This is a genomic window from Agromyces sp. NPDC056389, assembly GCF_042262385.1.
Taxonomy (GTDB): Bacteria; Actinomycetota; Actinomycetes; order Actinomycetales; family Microbacteriaceae; genus Agromyces.
This window is the reverse complement of record NZ_JBHJPN010000001.1, coordinates 2,158,821-2,174,769: the sequence shown is the minus strand read 5'-3', so window position 1 is coordinate 2,174,769 and position 15,949 is coordinate 2,158,821. Positions and strand designations below refer to the sequence as shown.

General features: G+C 71.3%; 14 protein-coding genes. 8 read left to right on the top strand and 6 right to left on the bottom strand.

The annotated features are described in order from the left end of the window. Window positions 1-103: 103 nt before the first annotated feature. From ACFCVM_RS10195 to ACFCVM_RS10180, 4 genes are all read left to right on the top strand, one after another. Window positions 104-595: an aromatic ring-opening dioxygenase LigA gene (locus ACFCVM_RS10195; RefSeq protein WP_375836060.1), complete on the top strand. Its 492-nt coding sequence runs from the start codon at window positions 104-106 to the stop codon at window positions 593-595. Between the two features lie 169 nt (window positions 596-764). After that, a complete protein-coding gene (locus ACFCVM_RS10190; protein WP_375836059.1) occupies window positions 765-2,549 on the top strand; it encodes a S8 family serine peptidase in 1,785 nt (594 codons plus the stop codon). A gap of 115 nt (window positions 2,550-2,664) precedes the next feature. After that, the gene (locus ACFCVM_RS10185; protein ID WP_375836058.1) at window positions 2,665-4,227 is read left to right on the top strand and encodes a carboxylesterase/lipase family protein; all 1,563 of its coding nucleotides are present in this window, start codon (window positions 2,665-2,667) and stop codon (window positions 4,225-4,227) included. A 200-nt stretch (window positions 4,228-4,427) separates the two neighbouring features. Beyond that, the gene (locus ACFCVM_RS10180) at window positions 4,428-4,868 is read left to right on the top strand and encodes a hypothetical protein (protein ID WP_375836057.1); all 441 of its coding nucleotides are present in this window, start codon (window positions 4,428-4,430) and stop codon (window positions 4,866-4,868) included. 9 nt (window positions 4,869-4,877) lie between these two features. Here ACFCVM_RS10180 and ACFCVM_RS10175 read toward each other — a convergent pair whose 3' ends face one another. Further along, window positions 4,878-6,872, bottom strand: a complete 1,995-nt coding sequence (locus ACFCVM_RS10175) for a Helicase associated domain protein (RefSeq protein WP_375836056.1) — start codon at window positions 6,870-6,872, stop codon at window positions 4,878-4,880. Window positions 6,873-7,330: 458 nt separating this feature from the next. Next, the gene (locus ACFCVM_RS10170) at window positions 7,331-8,053 is read right to left on the bottom strand and encodes a hypothetical protein (RefSeq protein WP_375836055.1); all 723 of its coding nucleotides are present in this window, start codon (window positions 8,051-8,053) and stop codon (window positions 7,331-7,333) included. Window positions 8,054-8,341: 288 nt separating this feature from the next. Between ACFCVM_RS10170 and flgN the strand changes: the two genes are divergently transcribed. The 4 genes from flgN to fliW are packed head-to-tail and all read left to right on the top strand — an operon-like array spanning window position 8,342 to window position 11,511. Further along, the gene (flgN, locus tag ACFCVM_RS10165) at window positions 8,342-8,833 is read left to right on the top strand and encodes a flagellar export chaperone FlgN (protein ID WP_375836054.1); all 492 of its coding nucleotides are present in this window, start codon (window positions 8,342-8,344) and stop codon (window positions 8,831-8,833) included. Continuing rightward, window positions 8,833-10,251 (top strand): flagellar hook-associated protein FlgK, encoded by a 1,419-nt coding sequence (gene flgK / locus ACFCVM_RS10160; RefSeq protein WP_375836053.1) that lies wholly within the window; start codon window positions 8,833-8,835, stop codon window positions 10,249-10,251. Before flgN ends, flgK begins: the two co-directional genes overlap by 1 nt. A gap of 4 nt (window positions 10,252-10,255) precedes the next feature. Then, window positions 10,256-11,137, top strand: coding sequence for a flagellar hook-associated protein FlgL (flgL, locus tag ACFCVM_RS10155; RefSeq protein WP_375836052.1), 882 nt, complete (start codon window positions 10,256-10,258; stop codon window positions 11,135-11,137). Beyond that, the gene (fliW, locus tag ACFCVM_RS10150; RefSeq protein ID WP_375836051.1) at window positions 11,134-11,511 is read left to right on the top strand and encodes a flagellar assembly protein FliW; all 378 of its coding nucleotides are present in this window, start codon (window positions 11,134-11,136) and stop codon (window positions 11,509-11,511) included. The genes flgL and fliW overlap by 4 nt, the downstream gene beginning before the upstream one ends. A gap of 37 nt (window positions 11,512-11,548) precedes the next feature. On the opposite strand, the gene ACFCVM_RS10145 is transcribed toward fliW, so the two are convergent. Genes ACFCVM_RS10145 through ACFCVM_RS10130 form a run of 4 tightly spaced genes read right to left on the bottom strand, consistent with a single transcriptional unit; the run spans window position 11,549 to window position 15,948 of the window. Beyond that, window positions 11,549-11,782 (bottom strand): carbon storage regulator, encoded by a 234-nt coding sequence (locus tag ACFCVM_RS10145; RefSeq protein ID WP_375836050.1) that lies wholly within the window; start codon window positions 11,780-11,782, stop codon window positions 11,549-11,551. 44 nt (window positions 11,783-11,826) lie between these two features. After that, on the bottom strand, window positions 11,827-12,828 hold the full coding sequence (locus ACFCVM_RS10140) for a hypothetical protein (protein ID WP_375836049.1): 1,002 nt from the start codon (window positions 12,826-12,828) through the stop codon (window positions 11,827-11,829). Further along, the gene (locus ACFCVM_RS10135) at window positions 12,809-14,857 is read right to left on the bottom strand and encodes a flagellar biosynthesis protein FlhA (RefSeq protein ID WP_375836048.1); all 2,049 of its coding nucleotides are present in this window, start codon (window positions 14,855-14,857) and stop codon (window positions 12,809-12,811) included. Before ACFCVM_RS10135 ends, ACFCVM_RS10140 begins: the two co-directional genes overlap by 20 nt. Next, on the bottom strand, window positions 14,854-15,948 hold the full coding sequence (locus ACFCVM_RS10130; RefSeq protein ID WP_375836047.1) for a flagellar biosynthesis protein FlhB: 1,095 nt from the start codon (window positions 15,946-15,948) through the stop codon (window positions 14,854-14,856). Before ACFCVM_RS10130 ends, ACFCVM_RS10135 begins: the two co-directional genes overlap by 4 nt. Between the last annotated feature and the right edge of the window lies 1 nt (window position 15,949).

Sequence of the window (15,949 nt, the reverse complement as noted above, 5' to 3'; positions counted from 1 at the left end):
CCGACCGACATCCCACCACCGGCGTGCCCCGGCACGGCTCTTCCGCCACTGGCGCCCGCGGCGTTAGTGTGGCGACAGCAGTGATGAACCCGGGGGAGGCGACATGTCTGCAGCGAACGGAGACGAGATCGGCGAGGTCGTGCTGACGCACGGCCAGCGACGCGGCATCCGTCTCATCGGATTGGCCGGCGTGATCGGCGGCATCCTGTTGATCGTCGTGGCGATCATCGCCTGGATCGGGGTCTCGAACCAGCTCCGGGCCGAGAACATCACGATCCCCGACGACTCCCCGTACTTCGCGGGCAAGGTCGTCGACGGACCGGTCGACGCCTTCATCCAGGCGGGCGTCATCAACGCGCACGCGCTCGAGGCGAGCGGCGGCAAGACGTACGCCGAGCTCGACCAGGACGACCCCGTGCGCGACACCGTGATGAACGCGTCGTTCCTGCGGGCTTCGCTCTTCACCTCGGTCGTCTCGTTCGGCGTCGCCCTGTTCGCCGCGGGGGTCGGAGTGGTGTTCGTGCTCTTCGGATGGGCGCTGCGCATGCTCGTGCCATCGCCGGCGCGCACATCGGCTCGCGCCTCGGCCGGCTGACGCCGAGCGCGCACTCCGGCGCAGACGACCGAAATCACCGTCGCCACGCGCGCATGTTGCGCGCTGATCGGCGAGCCCGACGGTATCCGCACCGTCGCCGTCAACCTCTTGTCGAGCGCTCGCGCGCCGTGGAAGGATCGCGCTCACCACGTCTCGTGAATGGAGCGTCATGCGCAAGTTTCGAACGATCGCCGCAACATCCGCTCTCGCATTGGCCATGACGGCACTCGCCGCCACTTCGGCCGGTGCGACGACCTCGACGGCCGGGGAGGTGACCGGCGAGCAGGAGTACGTCGTGCTCTTCGCCGAGGGCACTCCCAGCGAGGCCGCGCACGCCGCGGTCGCCGCGGCGGGCGGCACCATCGTCAGCGAGAACACGGATGTCGGCGTCGCCACCGTGGTCACGACGGCCACCGACTTCTCGGAGGTCGCCGCGGAGCAGGGGGTCATCGAGGGCACCGCCCAGAACCGGGTGATCGCCGACGTGCCCGCCGCACGTGCCGGCGGCGAGGCCAAGAAGCACGACGAGGCCGAAGCCGAGGTGCGCGCTGCGGGAGCCGGAGCATCCGCTGCGAAGCACGTCGCAGGCGGCAAGGGCAACGGCAACGGCAACGGCAAGGGCAAGCCCGTCGCGGAGCCGCTCGCACCGCTGCAGTGGGACATGCAGGCGATCGGGGCGACGGCCGACGGCTCCTACAAGTGGGAGACCGGGAAGAAGGGCGTGCTCGTCGGCATCATCGACACCGGAATCGACGGCTCGCACCCCGACATCGCACCGAACTTCAACGCCGAGCTCAGCCGGAACTTCACCGTCGACGTGCCGTTCGACGCGAACGGCGACCCGATCGACGGCCCGTGCGAGGAGGAGGCCGACCAGTCCTGCGAGGACGCAGCGGACGTCGACGAGGACGGCCACGGAACGCACGTCGCCTCGACGATCGGCGCACCCATCAACGGCATCGGCATCGCGGGCGTCGCGCCGAACGTCTCGCTCGTGAACCTCCGCGCCGGGCAGGACTCGGGGTACTTCTTCCTGCAGCCGTCGCTCGACGCGCTGACGTACGCCGGCAAGGTCGGCGTCGACGTCGTCAACATGAGCTACTACGTCGACCCGTGGCTCTTCAACTGCTCGAGCCACCCGGCGGACTCGCCCGAGGACCAGGCGGAGCAGCGCACGATCGTCGCGGCGATGCAGCGCGCGCTCGACTTCGCTCGACTCCGCGGCGTCACGCTCGTGTCGGCGGCCGGCAACGGCGCCACCGACTACACCAAGGCCATCAGCGATGCGTCGAGCCCCGACTTCGCCGACGTGCCGGGTGAGGTCGCGTACGCGCGCGACCTGCTCGACCCCGCGAGCTGCGTCTCGACGCCCTCCGAGGCCGACGGCGTCATCTCGGTGTCGAGCATCGGACAGTCGGGCCGCAAGGCGTACTACTCCGACTACGGCAACGGCTACGTCGACGTCGCGGCCCCGGGCGGCGACGTCTACGACACGGCCGGGAACACGCGCGACATCACGAAGGCGACACTCGCCGCGTACCCGAAGGCCCTCGCAGAGGCGAACGGCGAGATCGACGCCGACGGCAACCCGACGGTGGAGTACGTCGTGAAGAGCTGCGACGCCGCGGGCACGACCTGCGGGTACTACCAGTACCTGCAGGGAACGTCGATGGCCTCGCCGCACGCCGCCGGTGTCGCCGCGCTCATCGTGAGCCGGTACGGCCTGCCCGACGTCTTCCGCGGGGGCAAGTACCTGCCGCCGCGCGTCGTCGAGTCGCTCCTCGCGAAGAGCGCCGTCGACACGGCGTGCCCCGTGCCCGCCGCATTCACCTACACGCGCAACCTGCCGAGTGGGGCGACGGTGACGGCCACGCACACCTGCGAGGGGAGCACCGCGAACAACGGCTTCTACGGAGCCGGCGTGGTGAACGCCCGCAAGGCGATCGGACACTGATCGATCGATGACACGACGGGGCCGGGCTGCGCGAGCGCAGCCCGGCCCCGTCACGTTCACGCGCGGTTCGACGACCGGATGCCGGCGTTCACCCGACAGGCGTAGGCTCCCGGGCATGCTGCTGGGGGCAGGGGTGCGGGTCGATCGCGCGCTCGTCGTCGAGACCGAGACGGGCGCGGTACGAGGGGTGCTCAGGCACGGTGTGCGCTGCTGGCGGGGCATCCCGTACGCGTCGTCGACGGGAGGCGAGTTCCGGTTCCGTGCGCCCCGCGCGGCAGCGGGCTGGGACGGCGTGCGCGACGCCGTCGAGTTCGGTCCGGTCGCGCCGCAGCGGCGGAAGGGCCAGTTCATCGGCGCGGCTCCGGGCCTCGCACGGAGCGAGGACTGCTTGAGCGTGAACGTCATCGCACCCGACGACAGCGACTCGACGCCAGGGCGACCGGTCATGGTGTTCATCCACGGCGGCGCCTACAGCGTCGGCTCCTCGGGCGAGTATCCGCGCCAGGGCGAGCGGCTCGTGCGCGAGCACGGCGTCGTCTACGTCAGCATGAACTACCGCCTCGGGGCGCTCGGCTGGCTCGACCTGCGCGTCTACTCGACGCCCGAGCGCCCGATCGAGGCGAACCTCGGCCTGCGAGACCAGGTCGCCGCGCTCGAATGGGTGCGCCGCAACATCCGCTCGTTCGGCGGCGACCCCGACCGCGTGACGCTCTTCGGCGAGTCCGCCGGCGCGAACTCGGTGACGACCCTGCTCACGGCGCCCGCCGCCGGCGGGCTGTTCAGCCGCGCGATCGCGCAGAGCTCGCCCGCGAACGCCGTGTACCTGCCCGAGACGACGGCGCGCTGGGCCCGCGAGTACGTGCAGCTGCTCAGCCGGGTGGTCGACGACGACGACCTCGAGAGCGAGTCGGTCGAGGATGCCGCGGCGATGCTGTGCACCGCCGATGCCATGCAGCTCGCCGATGCGACGACGGCCCTCACGATCCGCACCCCCGATGAAGACCCCGGCACGATCTGCCTCGCGCCCGTGATCGACGGCGAGTTCCTGCCGCGCCGCCCGCTCGACGCGTTCCGCGACGGGCTCGCGCATCGGGTGCCGCTCATCATCGGCACGAACGATCGCGAGGGATCGCTGTTCGAGGGGCGTATCAGCATCCTGCCGACGACGAAGCCGCGCATTCGCGCGATCTTCGCGAACACGCGCAAGCGCTCGCGCAAGGCGATCAAACGTCAATACGCGGGTCTGCCCGAGCGCCGGCCGGCGGCTGACTTCGCCGGCGACTTCACGTTCTGGTTCCCGACGGTGAAGGTGGCGGAGCGGCATTCGCGGTACGCACCGACATGGATGTACCGATTCGATGCGGCCCCGCGGATGCCGCGGCTCCTCGGTCTCGATGCGACCCACGGGCTCGAACTCTTCGCCCTGTTCGAGAAGTTCGACACGCTGACCGGCGCGGGGCTCACGATGCTCGGCGGGCGACGCATGTTCCGTACGGTCGGGCGGCGCATGCAGGCGCACTGGGTCGCGCTCGCGGCATCCGGTGCGCCGCTCGACGGCTGGCCGCGATACGACGAGGAGGACAGGTGCACACTCGTCTTCGATCGGCTCGACCGCGTCGAACTCGATCCGCGGCGCGAGAAGCGGCTCGCGTGGCAGGAGTTCGTGCCGCACGTGTAGGCGGCCGGAGTCGACGCTCGGGCGAGGGTACCGAATGGCCCCCGCATTGGGGAGTTCTCCCCGGTGCGCCGTCGGAGGATGTCCACTACTCTCCTCTGAGAGCCGAGGAATCCCCGAGGACTCGCGTGCTCTCGATCCGACCGAGACCACCCGTTCGTGGACTGCGCTCCCGCGCCCCGGCCCTCATGGAGTTGACCAGAATGCCCGATCAGGTCCGTGAATTCGAGAGTCCGCAGCAAGAGCTCGCACGTCGCTTGAACCTCGTGCTCGACCTCGTGGTCGCCGAGGGCGGCACGCCGGTCACGTTCCGCTCCCTCGCCGGCGACCTGCAGCGCGTGGGCATCTCGCTCTCGCGAGGGCGGTGGGCGTACATGGTGAGTGGCAACGGCCCGTTGGTGACCGATCGACGGCTCCTCTCGGCGATCGCGGGCGTGCTCGACATCGACCCCGGCTACCTGGTCGGCGAAGCAGCGGTGCCCGAGCGCGTCGGCGCCAGGCTCGACCATCTCCGTGAGCTGCGCACCAGGCGGGTGCGCGAGTTCGCCGCACGGAGCCTCATCGACGTGGCACCCGACACGCTCCGCTCGATCACGCGACTGCTCGACGACGACCTGCGCAGGCTGGCCGTGACGGGCAGCTGAACCCCCGGCTCAGGCGGTCCGCTGATCCCACCCCGGGAGGTTCGCGTCGAGCCAATCGAGCTGCTCGCCGTGCAGGCGGTCGCGTCCTCGTGCGGCGATTCGGGTGAGCCACGCGTCGAGCGTCGCTTCGCGATCATCGATCCGTCGCACCCGATCGCGCGGCGGCGGCCCGTCGTCGGCTGCCCCGGTGCGCGTGCCCACGGGCCGCCCGACCGTCTCGGCGGTCGCCCACCCGGCCAGGTGCACGTCGAGCCACTCGGCCCTCCGGCTCTCGAGCGATCCGGCCCGATGTGCGGCGCGCTGCGCGTCGAGCCAGGCCCCGAGCCGCCGGGTGAGACGATCGGACGACCCGCCGTTCGGCAGATGTCCGACGGTGTCGCGATGGTCGACGATCGCACGGGCACGCACGAGCCAGGCCGAGAACCGCGGGTCGTCCCAATCGGGGAGCTGCTCGTCGAGCCAACGCTCGCGCTCCGGTGCGAGTCTGCCGGCCTTCGCGGCCGAACGCTGGTTGTTGAGCCAGACGGCGAGCTCGATCTCGAGGGGCGGTGCGTCGCTCCGGCGGGTCGGCAGGCGCTGCTCATCGCCATGGAATCGTGCGACCCGCTCGGCGGTCGCGAGCCACGCGCTGAGGTGGTGCGTGCGCCAGCCGGGCACCCGCAGGCGAAGCGCCCGTTCGCGTTCGGGAGCGAGGGCTCCCGCATTCGCCGCGGTGCGCTGCCTGCCGAGCCAGATGGCGAGACGGCGGGCCTCGCCGTCGGGCTCGGTGAGGCCCGGGAGCCGGCCGTGGGCGGCCGCGAACCGAGCGAGCGCATCGGCGTTGGCGCTCCAGCTCGTGACGCGAACAGAAGCCCAACCCGGCAGCGCCGCTCCGAGCTGCCGCCCACGGTCGGCCGAGAGATCGCCTCGCCGATTCGCAGCCCGCTGGTTGGCGAGCCAGATCGCAAGTCCGCGCTCAGCGCCGTCGGCCTCGGCGGATCGCGCCGGAAGCCGACCGTTCGCGATCGCGAAGGCGATGGTCGCCTCGAGCCGGCACGACCATTGATCGGTCGCCCGGGTGCGCCAGCTCGGGAGTCGTTCATCGAGCCAGACCACGTACCGCTCGGGCAGTCGCCCTGCGGCGTGCCGCGATCGTTGCCGGGAGAGCCAGGTGCCGAGCCGACGCTCTGCGGTGGCGGCGTCGGCGCCGGTGGCCGGCATCCGGCCGGCCGATGCCTCGAACGCGACGAGCGAGGTCGCGAGCGTGAACCAATCGGTCTCGTGCGGGCGATCCCACCCCGGGATCGCCTCGTCGAGCCACCGGCGTCGCTCATCGGCCATCCGGCCGCGTCGCGCGATCACGCGTTGGCCGCGGAGCCAGATCGCGAGGCGACGCTCGGCGGGATCGTCTGCTCCGCCCGCGGGAAACCTGCCGCCGTCGGCGACGTGCAGGGCGCACGACTCCGCATTCGCGTACCAGGCATCGGCGGCGGGGTCGTCCCAGCCGGGAAGGTTGAGGTCGAGCCACATGCCCCGCTCGGGGTCGAGCCGCCCCGATCGGAGTCGGCGGCGCTGGGTGTGCAGCCAGTTCCCGAGTCGTCGCCCGTCTTCGTCCGCGGCGTTCATCGTCGGCATGCGTCCGTGCTCGATGCGATGGATCGCCACCTGCACGGCGTGCGCCCGCCACCGCGTTTCGGATGGTCGACGCCAGCCCGTCAGATGCCGGTCGAGCCATTCGGCGCGCCAGCGACGGAGCGTGCCCGTGCGGGAGAGCTCGCGTTGGTGTCGCAGCCAGCGGGCGTGTCGGCGTTCGACGTCGTCGGCTTCGGCTCCGGCCGAGGGGAGACGTCCGGACCGCGACGCGAGTTCGACGACTCCCTTCGCTGTCCGCTCCCAGTCCAGGTCGTCGGCGTACGGCGTCGGGGCGGTCGTGGCCGTGGGCGGCGTCGCGCGCACGTCCGGCGCGGTGGGCAGACCTCGGCGGGGCGAGACGGTGCCGGATGCTCCGGAGCTGCGCGTGAGCATCAGTCGCCGGTCCCCGGCAGAGGCGGCAGAGACCGCACGACGACGGGGGAGAGCGCGGCATCCCGCACCTGCATCCCGTCGTCCACCATGCGATTCCCCGCTCGTTCGTTCTCCGTCGTGGCGCCACTGAGATACGTGGCGCATCGTGCGCGCCGCGTAACCGGGTGTTGCGCGGAGATCCGCCCCCCGACGGATCTCCGCACCACCGTGATCTCCCCCCGGGAAGCGGCCATCCCCGTGTCACTCGGTGGTACGTCGCGATTCTCACACGCTCGGGTTGGACATGTACAACGTTGATTTCGTGCGGAAAACGGAATCCGCCATGGTGCGGATACGCGCCGTATGCCCGGGATCCGCACGATTCGGGCGCAGCGTTCGTTCAGCCGGTTCAAAGAATGGGGGCAATGCCCCCCCGAAAGGGGGGTAGTCGGTCGGGGGCGATTCCCGTGTCGGGAGCCCTACCGATCCAGCAGTCCTGCAGCGCGCATTCCCGCGGCCCACGCCGTCGGGAAGGCGATCGAGAGCTCCCAGCTGCGTTCCCCATCGGGCGCGCTCGCCACGTACGCGGCGATCCGGGCGAACTGCGCGGCGTCGAGCGGGTGCGGCATCGGGTCGCGACCGGCGTCGTACCGCGCGACCGCGAGTGCCCTCGCGTCGCTCAGCAGCGCCTGCAGCGACTCCACCGGTTCGCCGTGCTCGAACCATCCGCATCGGAGCGCGCTCCCCGCGTCCTCGATCGCCGGACCGCCGATGCGATGCAGCCGCCATCCCTCGGCGTGGCGTTCGTAGTGGCGGCGCTCACCCGTGCAGAGCTCGCGCGTCAGCTGATGGCCGTGGCGCCAGTGCCGCTCGGGTTCGCCGTCGCGGTCGAGGAACCTCGTCTCGTCGACGCCTGCGGCGTTCCTGGAGCAGACGACGCGGAGGGTGCCCTCGCCGTCCGCCCACCGGAGTTCGCCGGACCGTGACTGCCCGGCGAACGACAGCGGGTCCGTGGGGGCGTGATCCGGGGTCGGGATCCGATGGCCGTACAACCACGCCTCCCGTGCACCGTCGCGGTCGACCGCCCAGCCGAGGGTGCGATGGCGTTCGCCGCGCCGCCAGTACGAGACGCCGTCGAGGTGGGCGCGCCGTTCGTCCCAGCCCTCGGTCGGGTGCGGGCGGACGCGTGAGGAGATGGTCATATCGGGTTCCATTCGGGTGGAGCCGTCGATGCTCGACGCACCCCGGGCGGGTCGTGCCGGGGTGGAGGTTCGGGCGCGCGAGGGCGCCATCGGGTGGTCCATCGGGTGTCGGGCGATGCGACGGGCGGGGAGTGGGGCACTGGTACTCATGCGCGGCAGCGGGCCGGATCCGCATGTGTCGGCGTCGGATTGCCTCCGGAAGCGCCTAACCGCTCGGCTGCGGTTGCCGATAGTCGTGTTCGCAGCCGTTCCGACCGGGCCGGCTGGATCCGGAGGAGGGCGCAGCCGATGGGCGTTCACGAACTCTCCGCCGTCCTCTGGCGGGAACGTGAACTGCTCGAAGTGCTGCACTACAAGCTCGACGTCGAGCGCCTCCTGCTCGCGACCGCTCAGCATCGATGGCTCGGGCGCGCCGCGCAGGAGATCGAGTACGTGACGACGCGTCTCAAGGAGGTCGGACTCGCCCGCGCGATGGAATCCGCCGAGCTCGCCGAGGAGCTGGAACTCGATGCCGATGCGACCCTGCGGGAGATCGTCGCCTCCCTCGACGACGCGGTCTGGAGCGACATCCTGGAATCGCACCTGACCGCGCTCGTGCGCGTCACCACCGAGATCGGCGGCGTCCGCGATGCGAACGAGCGGATGCTCCGCGAGGCCAACCGGGCGGCACAGGACGCGATGACCGTCGTGGGCGGCGCAGGAACCACGAGCGGCACGTACGACGCACGGGGATTCGCCCACGATGCATCCGGCGCCCGACTCGTCGACGAGGAGATCTGATGAGCACATTCGGCGGACTCAACACGAGTTTCACCGCGCTGAACGCCGCACGGACCGCGATCGAGGTCGCCGGCCAGAACGTCGCGAACGTGAAGACGCCCGGCTACACCCGCCAGCGCGCGGAACTCGTCGCGAACGGGGCGCTCGGGGCCGTCGGACTGCTGGCGCCGCCCCGACCGGGCATCGGCCAGGGCGTCACCGTGAGCGGAATCGCCCGGCTCGCCGACGAGATGCTGAACGGACAGGTTCGGGCGACGTCGTCGACGGCGGGCTACCACGCCGCTCGCGCGATCGCGCTCGGCCGGCTCGAGGGCGGACTGAACGAACCCGGTGCCAACGGCATCGCCGCGCAGTTGCAGGAGTTCTGGTCGTCATGGCAGGGACTCGCGAATGCTGCGGGCGACGGCGCCGCCACCGCCGTCGTGCTCGAGGAGGCGAACGCGCTCATCTCCCGCATCGCGCAGGGATACCGCGACGTCACCGCGCAATGGAAGTCCCTGCGGGCCGAGGCGAACACGATGGTCTCGTCCGTCAACAACGCCGCCGAACGCGTCGCAACGCTGAACGACACCATCCGCCGTGTCGGGCTCGCCGGCGGCAACACGAACGAACTCGCCGACGAGCGCGACCGGTACGCCGCCGAGCTCGCGAGCACCGCGGGCGGCGTCGTGCACGCGAACAGCGACGGAACCGTCGACGTGCTGATCGGCGGCAACCCCGTCGTGAGCGGCACGAGCTGGAACCGCGTCGTCCTCGCGGGTCCGACGACGCCGGACGGCGGTTCAGTGACCCTCGAGTGGGAGCGACGGCCCGGCACGCCCGTCGCCCTCGACGGGGGCGAACTCGCCGGCGCCGTCTCGATGCTCGCTCCGGCGACGGCCTCGGGCAACGGCGGACAACTCGCCGAGGCGCTCGCCTCGTACAACGGACTGGCGGAGGCGCTCGCGGTGCAGGTCAACACGCTGCACCGCAGTGGCAGCACGACGGGCGGGCAGACGGGCCTCGACTTCTTCTCGGTCGATCCGACCCGACCGGCAGCGCTCGGGCTCGGCGTCATCCCGACGGATGCGGCCGGCATCGCCTCGGGTGCGGTCGGCGCCGGTCCGCTCGACGGCTCGATGGCGGACGCCATCGCTCAGCTCCGGCTCGCCGACGACGCCCCTGACGCCCACTGGGCGACCTTCGTCGCCAAGGTCGGCGTCGCGGCGGGCGCCGAGCACGATCGCGCCGTCGTGGCAGAGCTCGCGATGACCAGCGCCGTCGCCCGCCAGCAGTCGTCGGCCTCGGTCGACCTCGACGAGGAGAACATGAACCTGGTGCTCGCCCAGACCGCCTACCAAGGTGCAGCCCGCGTCTTCACCGCCATCGACGAGATGCTCGACGTGCTGATCAACCGCACCGGCATCGTGGGGAGGTGACCTCGTGATCACCCGAGTCACGACCATGACGATGATGCACTCGTCGTCGCGGAACCTGCAGCTCGCGGCCTCGCAGCTCGCGCAGAGCCAGGAGCGCGCCTCCGGCTTCCGCGCCATCACGAAGCCGTCCGACGATCCGGCCGCGACCGTGGGTGCGATGAACGTGCGCAGCGCGCAGCGGGCCACCGAGCAGTACGGGCGCAACATCCAGGACGGGAACGGATGGCTCTCCGCCGTCGACGGTGCGCTCAGCTCCACCACCAAGCTCATGCAACGGGTGCGCGACCTGACCCTGCAGGGCGCCAACGACGGAGCGATGTCGCCGACGCAGAAGGAGGCGATCGCCGCAGAACTCGAATCCGTGCGGGAGCTGCTGCTCACCGAGGCGAACACGAGCTACCTCGGCCGCAGCGTCTTCGCCGGCAACTCCGATGCGGGGCACGCGTTCGCGGCCGACTACTCGTTCACCGGGGGGCAGGGCGCCGTCGAGCGACGGATCGGCGACGGTGCCACGGTGCGCGTCGACGTCGACGGTGCCGCCGCGTTCGGTCAGGGTCCGTCTTCGGTCTTCGCCACCATCGACGCGATCGTCGCCGACCTCCGGGGCGGGACGAACGTCGGCGGCCACGTCGCCGCGATCGACGTGCACCGTGAGCACATCTCCCGCGCCCACGCCGAGGCGGGCGCCAGGCACGGCACCGTGCTCGAGGCGGCATCCGCGAACCTGACCTCCGCGGTCGCGCTCGAGGCCACCCGGAGCAGCATCGAGGACCTCGACATCGGCCAGACCGCGATCGAGCTGAAGATGCAGGAGGTCGCCTACCAGGCCGCCCTCTCCGCCACCGCCCGCGCCGTGCGCCCGACTCTCATGGACTTCCTCCGATGACCCTCGTGACCTTCTCGCCCCCGCCCTACGGCCTCGGGCCGCAGACGCGCTTCGAACTCGAGCCGGTCGACGGGGCCCACGGGCTCTGCACCCTGACCGGTGCCGACGACGGTCCTCGCATCTTCCTGCTCGACGCCGGCGTACACCTCGCCGACTACCGCCCGGTCATCCCGAACTACGATCTCGGCGAGCTCGGTGCCGACGCCGCAGCGGTGCAGGTGTTCGTGGTCGTGAACCCCTCGGGCGAGCACACGACGGTGAACCTGGCCGCGCCCGTGCTCGTCGCGCCGAGCGGCGTCGCGCGCCAGGTCATCCTCGAAGGCTCGGCGTGGCCGCTGCGCACCCCGCTCGCGGGGCTGCTGACGCACGCCTGACGCGGGCGGAGCACCGCCCGGATCGACGTCGTGCCGCTCAGGCGCCGCCGAGCAGCCGCGTGAGCTCGCGCTCGGCCGTCGGCGACGCGCTCGCCGCGTGGCGGTTGGCGATCGCCACGTCGACGACGATCTCCTCGCGCTGGATGCGCCGGTCGCGCGGCGCCTCGATGCCGATGCGCACGGAGCTGTCGCCCCGCACCTCGAGGATCGTGATGACGACGTCGTCGCCGATCATCACGCGTTCATTCGACTTCCGTGTCAGTACCAGCATTCGCTGCCCTTCTCGGCCGCAGACTCCCCGACGGCTCACCACACTCATGCGCGGCGCGGTGCAGGATCGGCGCTCGTCCAGCCGATCGGGAGACCGAGGCGGTGCACCGCCTCGGCGTCGCGCGTGAGCGAGGTGCCGATCACGGCCAGTGCGTGCACCCCGACGGCGGCAGCGAGTCGCGACACCCACTCGGCGGTGTCGGCAGGTGTGCGACTGGCGTCGACGACGGCCCAGGTCTCGTCGGGCCGAAGCTCGGCGAGGGCGTCGAACCCCTCGTCGAGCGAGGCCGCGTGCGCCACGAACACGGCGCGGCCGTGCCCGATCGATTCGGCGCGTTGCACCAGCGCGTCGCGTCGGCCGGTGATCGCCGACTCCCCGGCGGTCGACCCCGACGTGCGATGGTCGATTCCGGTGCTCGTGCTCGTGCCCGAGGTCGCAGCCGACGACGCGATCGCGGCCGCCGTCGAGGCCGCGTCGTCGCCGAGGCCCACGAACAGCACGAGATCGCCGGGAGCCGGGTCGAGCGCGATCCGGCGGGGCGGCGGCCCCGCGGGTGTGCCGATGCCCGATCCGGCCGTGAGCTCGAGGAGACGAATCGGCGGGTCGGGATCGGGAAGGTACGCGACCGGCTCGGGCTCGCGCGCTGCCGAGGGGGCGAGGCCGAGGCCCCGCTCGACCGACTCGAGCAGTGCGGCGAACGCGGGGGACGCGGTCGACGGAGGGTCGACGGCGGCACCGTCATCGGCTCGATCGGCATGCGCGAGCAGGGCGGCGATGCCGGCCCGATCGATGCCGTCGCCCGAGAACCCGGCCGCGGCCGGCTGGGCCGCCGGGGCCGCAGTCCCGCGCAGTCCCGAGTACCCGGTCGCCGCAGGCGAGGTCGGGATCTCGATGGTGGCCTCCACCTCGTCGGCGGCGAAGAACCGCCCGACGCCCTTCCTCGTGATCCGCGTCGCGTCGACGATGCGGGCCGCGGGTCCGAAGTCGGCGAGCACCTCGTCTCGAAGCTCGTCGAGGTTCTTCGCCCTACGCCGGAAGCTCTGCATCGCTTCGGATCACCCCCACGGTCTCGATGGTGAACCCGCCCGATGTCGCCTGCTGGTACGACAGCACCGGCACGCTCGAGACTTGAGCGGCGACCAGGCGATGGATCGCCGGCCGCAGCGCAGGGGCGCATACGAGCACCGGTCGCGCGCCGTTCGAATCGGCGAGGGCGAGTTCATGCCGGATGCCGCCGAGCACATGCTCGATCGCATCGGGCGGCAACAGGATCTGGGAGCCGAGCTCACCGGGCCGCAGGCCCTCGAGCATCCGCTGCTCGAGGAGCGGGTCGATCATCACGACCCGGAGGATGCCGGCCTCGGCGTGCGCGGCCGGGAGCACCGCGCCGAGCGCATCGCGGGCCGCCTCGACCAGCGCCTCGGCATCCGTGGTGGTCTTCGCCTTCAGCGAGACAGCCTCGTAGATGCGCGGCAGGTCGTTGATCGGCACGCGCTCGGCGAGGAGCCCCTGCAGGACGCGCTGCACCTCGGCGAGCGAGAGCGGATTCGGCGTGAGCTCGTCGACGGCGGCGGGGTTGTCGGCCCGCACCCCGTCGGTGAGCACCCGCACGTCCTCTCGTGACAGCAGCCGGGCCGCGTTGTCGCCGACGACGCTCGAGAGATGGGTCACGATCACCGAGACGCGGTCGATGACGGTCGCGCCCGCGAGCTCGGCGCTGCGGCGTGCCTCGGTCGGGATCCACTTGCCGGCGAGGCCCCACACGGGCTCGACGGTGGCCTCGCCCGGCAACTCGTCGAGGCCGGTGCCGAGGGCCAGGACCCGCCCGGGCGGTGCGATCCCTCGGCCGGCCTCGACGCCGGCGAGGCGGATCGAGTAGTTCGATGGCGGCAGCTCCACGCTGTCGCGGGTGCGCACCGGCGGGATCACGAAGCCCATCTCGAGAGCGAGCTTCCTGCGGAGCGCCTTGACGCGGGCGAGGAGGTCGTCGGAGGAGCCGTTGACCACGTCGATCAGGTCGGGTGCAAGTCCGATCTCGAGCGCGTGCACGCGCGCCTGCTCGATGAGGTCGGCCGGCGTCTCGGCCTTCGGCGCCGTCGACTCCAACTCGGCGAGTCGTTCGTCGTTCGCGGCGACCGCCTCGCGTGCCCGCACCCGCTGGGCGAGCACGATCAGCACGATCGCCGCGACGAAGAAGGGGATGATCGGCATGCCGGGGATGAGGCCCATGAGCGCTGCGGCCCCTGCAGTGATGAGCAGGGCGGTGCGAGACTGCAGCAACTGCGTCGCGGCGTTCTGGCCCATGTCGGCGTCGGCGTTGGCGCGGGTCACGATCATGCCCGTCGAGACGGCCATGAGGAGCGCCGGGATCTGCGTCACCAGCCCGTCTCCGATCGTCAGCAGCGTGTAGGTGTCGATCGCGTCGACGAGTTCCATGCCGCGCTGCACCATGCCGATCGTGATGCCGCCGATGATGTTGATCAGGATGATGACGATGCCGGCGATCGCGTCGCCCTTCACGAACTTCGAGGCGCCGTCCATCGCACCGTAGAAGTCGGCCTCGGCGGCGACCTCGGCCCGGCGGCGGCGCGCCTCCGACTCGGAGAGCAGTCCGGCGTTGAGGTCGGCGTCGATCGCCATCTGCTTGCCCGGCATGGCATCGAGCGTGAATCGCGCCCCGACCTCCGCCACGCGCTCGGCGCCCTTCGTGACGACGACGAACTGGATCACGACGAGGATGAGGAAGACGACGGCGCCGATGATGATCGAACCGCCGACCGCGACGTGCCCGAACGCCTGGATCACCTGCCCCGCGTAGCCCTCGCCGAGCACGAGCCGGGTCGAGGCGACGTTCAGCCCGAGCCGGAACAGCGTCGCGACGAGCAGCAGCGACGGGAACACCGAGAAGTCCAGCGGCTTCTTCACGAACATCGTCGTGAGCAGGATGACCAGCGCGAAGAGGATGTTGATCACGATGAGCCCGTCGAGGAGCCACGACGGCACGGGGACGATGAGCAGCAGCAGGATCCCGACGACGCCGATCGGCACCGCGATCATGGACAGATTCCGATTCATCCGAGTCCCCCTGTTGGCATCGTCTGGAGCTGGTGGACGCCGCCCGTGGCCCCGCGGCGCTTGAGCGCCGCGATGAACGTGAGCACGATCGCGACCGCGTTGTAGAAGTCGACGGGGATCTCCTGCCCGATCGCGCACGTCGCATGCAGCGCCCGGGCGAGCGGCACGTCGCGCACGAGCGGCACGGCGTTGCGCTCGGCCTCTTCGCGGATGCGCGCGGCGATGAGGCCCTTGCCCTTGGCGACGAGTCGCGGGGCGCTCTTGCCGGGCTCGTACCGCAGGGCGACCGCGACGTGCGTCGGATTCACGATCACCACGTCGGCGTCGGCCACGGCCGCGATCATGCGGTTGCGACTCGTCGCGAGCTGGCGGGAGCGGCGCTGCGCCTTCACGAGTGGATCGCCGTCGGTGTTCTTCGTCTCGTCCCTGAGTTCCTTCTTCGTCATCATCGTGTGCTTGCGGTTTCGGCGCATGACGATGAACACGTCCGCCGCGGCGAGGATGAGGCCGGCCGCGATGGCCGCGATCAGCAGGGCGGTCGTGCCGTCCGCCGCGGCCTGCACGACGGCGCTGAGCTGCAGTCCGCCCGCGCCGAGGAGCAGCGGCATGAGCCCCTGCACGACGAGGAACAGCACCGCGCCCACCACGAGCGTCTTCAACAGCGCCTTCGCGCCCTGCCACAGCGCCTGCATGCCGAAGACGCGGGAGAACCCGGTCGCGATGTTGAACTGCTCGAACCGGAGGAGTTGCTTCTTCAGGTGCACCCCGCCCTGCAGCGCAGCCCCCGCGAGCACGATCACGGCGACGAGCACGAGGAGCCAGCCGATGCTCGGCAGGATCGAGCCGAGCCCGGCCTGGAGTGCCTCGACGGCGACGACCGGGTCGGGCGAGCTCGCGGCATCCGTCACCGTGAGGAACTGGGCGACCGCCGCATCGGTCGCGTTCACGATCGTGGCCGGCAGCGCGACCGCCGCTGCACCGATGCCGAGCCAGGCGGTGAGGTCCTGCGACTTCTGCAGGCGTCCCTTCTCGTGCACCTCCCGCATGCGCTTCTCGGTCGCCTGCTCGGTGCGCTCCTCTGCATCCGACACG

Bases quoted from the DNA above. Each gene is read 5' to 3' on its own strand.
- ACFCVM_RS10195 (WP_375836060.1), top strand. From the start codon at position 104: ATGTCTGCAGCGAACGGAGACGAGATCGGCGAGGTCGTGCTGACGCAC.
- ACFCVM_RS10190 (WP_375836059.1), top strand. From the start codon at position 765: ATGCGCAAGTTTCGAACGATCGCCGCAACATCCGCTCTCGCATTGGCC.
- ACFCVM_RS10185 (WP_375836058.1), top strand. From the start codon at position 2,665: ATGCTGCTGGGGGCAGGGGTGCGGGTCGATCGCGCGCTCGTCGTCGAG.
- ACFCVM_RS10180 (WP_375836057.1), top strand. From the start codon at position 4,428: ATGCCCGATCAGGTCCGTGAATTCGAGAGTCCGCAGCAAGAGCTCGCA.
- ACFCVM_RS10175 (WP_375836056.1), bottom strand. From the start codon at position 6,872: ATGCTCACGCGCAGCTCCGGAGCATCCGGCACCGTCTCGCCCCGCCGA.
- ACFCVM_RS10170 (WP_375836055.1), bottom strand. From the start codon at position 8,053: ATGACCATCTCCTCACGCGTCCGCCCGCACCCGACCGAGGGCTGGGAC.
- flgN (WP_375836054.1), top strand. From the start codon at position 8,342: ATGGGCGTTCACGAACTCTCCGCCGTCCTCTGGCGGGAACGTGAACTG.
- flgK (WP_375836053.1), top strand. From the start codon at position 8,833: ATGAGCACATTCGGCGGACTCAACACGAGTTTCACCGCGCTGAACGCC.
- fliW (WP_375836051.1), top strand. From the start codon at position 11,134: ATGACCCTCGTGACCTTCTCGCCCCCGCCCTACGGCCTCGGGCCGCAG.
- ACFCVM_RS10145 (WP_375836050.1), bottom strand. From the start codon at position 11,782: ATGCTGGTACTGACACGGAAGTCGAATGAACGCGTGATGATCGGCGAC.
- ACFCVM_RS10140 (WP_375836049.1), bottom strand. From the start codon at position 12,828: ATGCAGAGCTTCCGGCGTAGGGCGAAGAACCTCGACGAGCTTCGAGAC.
- ACFCVM_RS10135 (WP_375836048.1), bottom strand. From the start codon at position 14,857: ATGAATCGGAATCTGTCCATGATCGCGGTGCCGATCGGCGTCGTCGGG.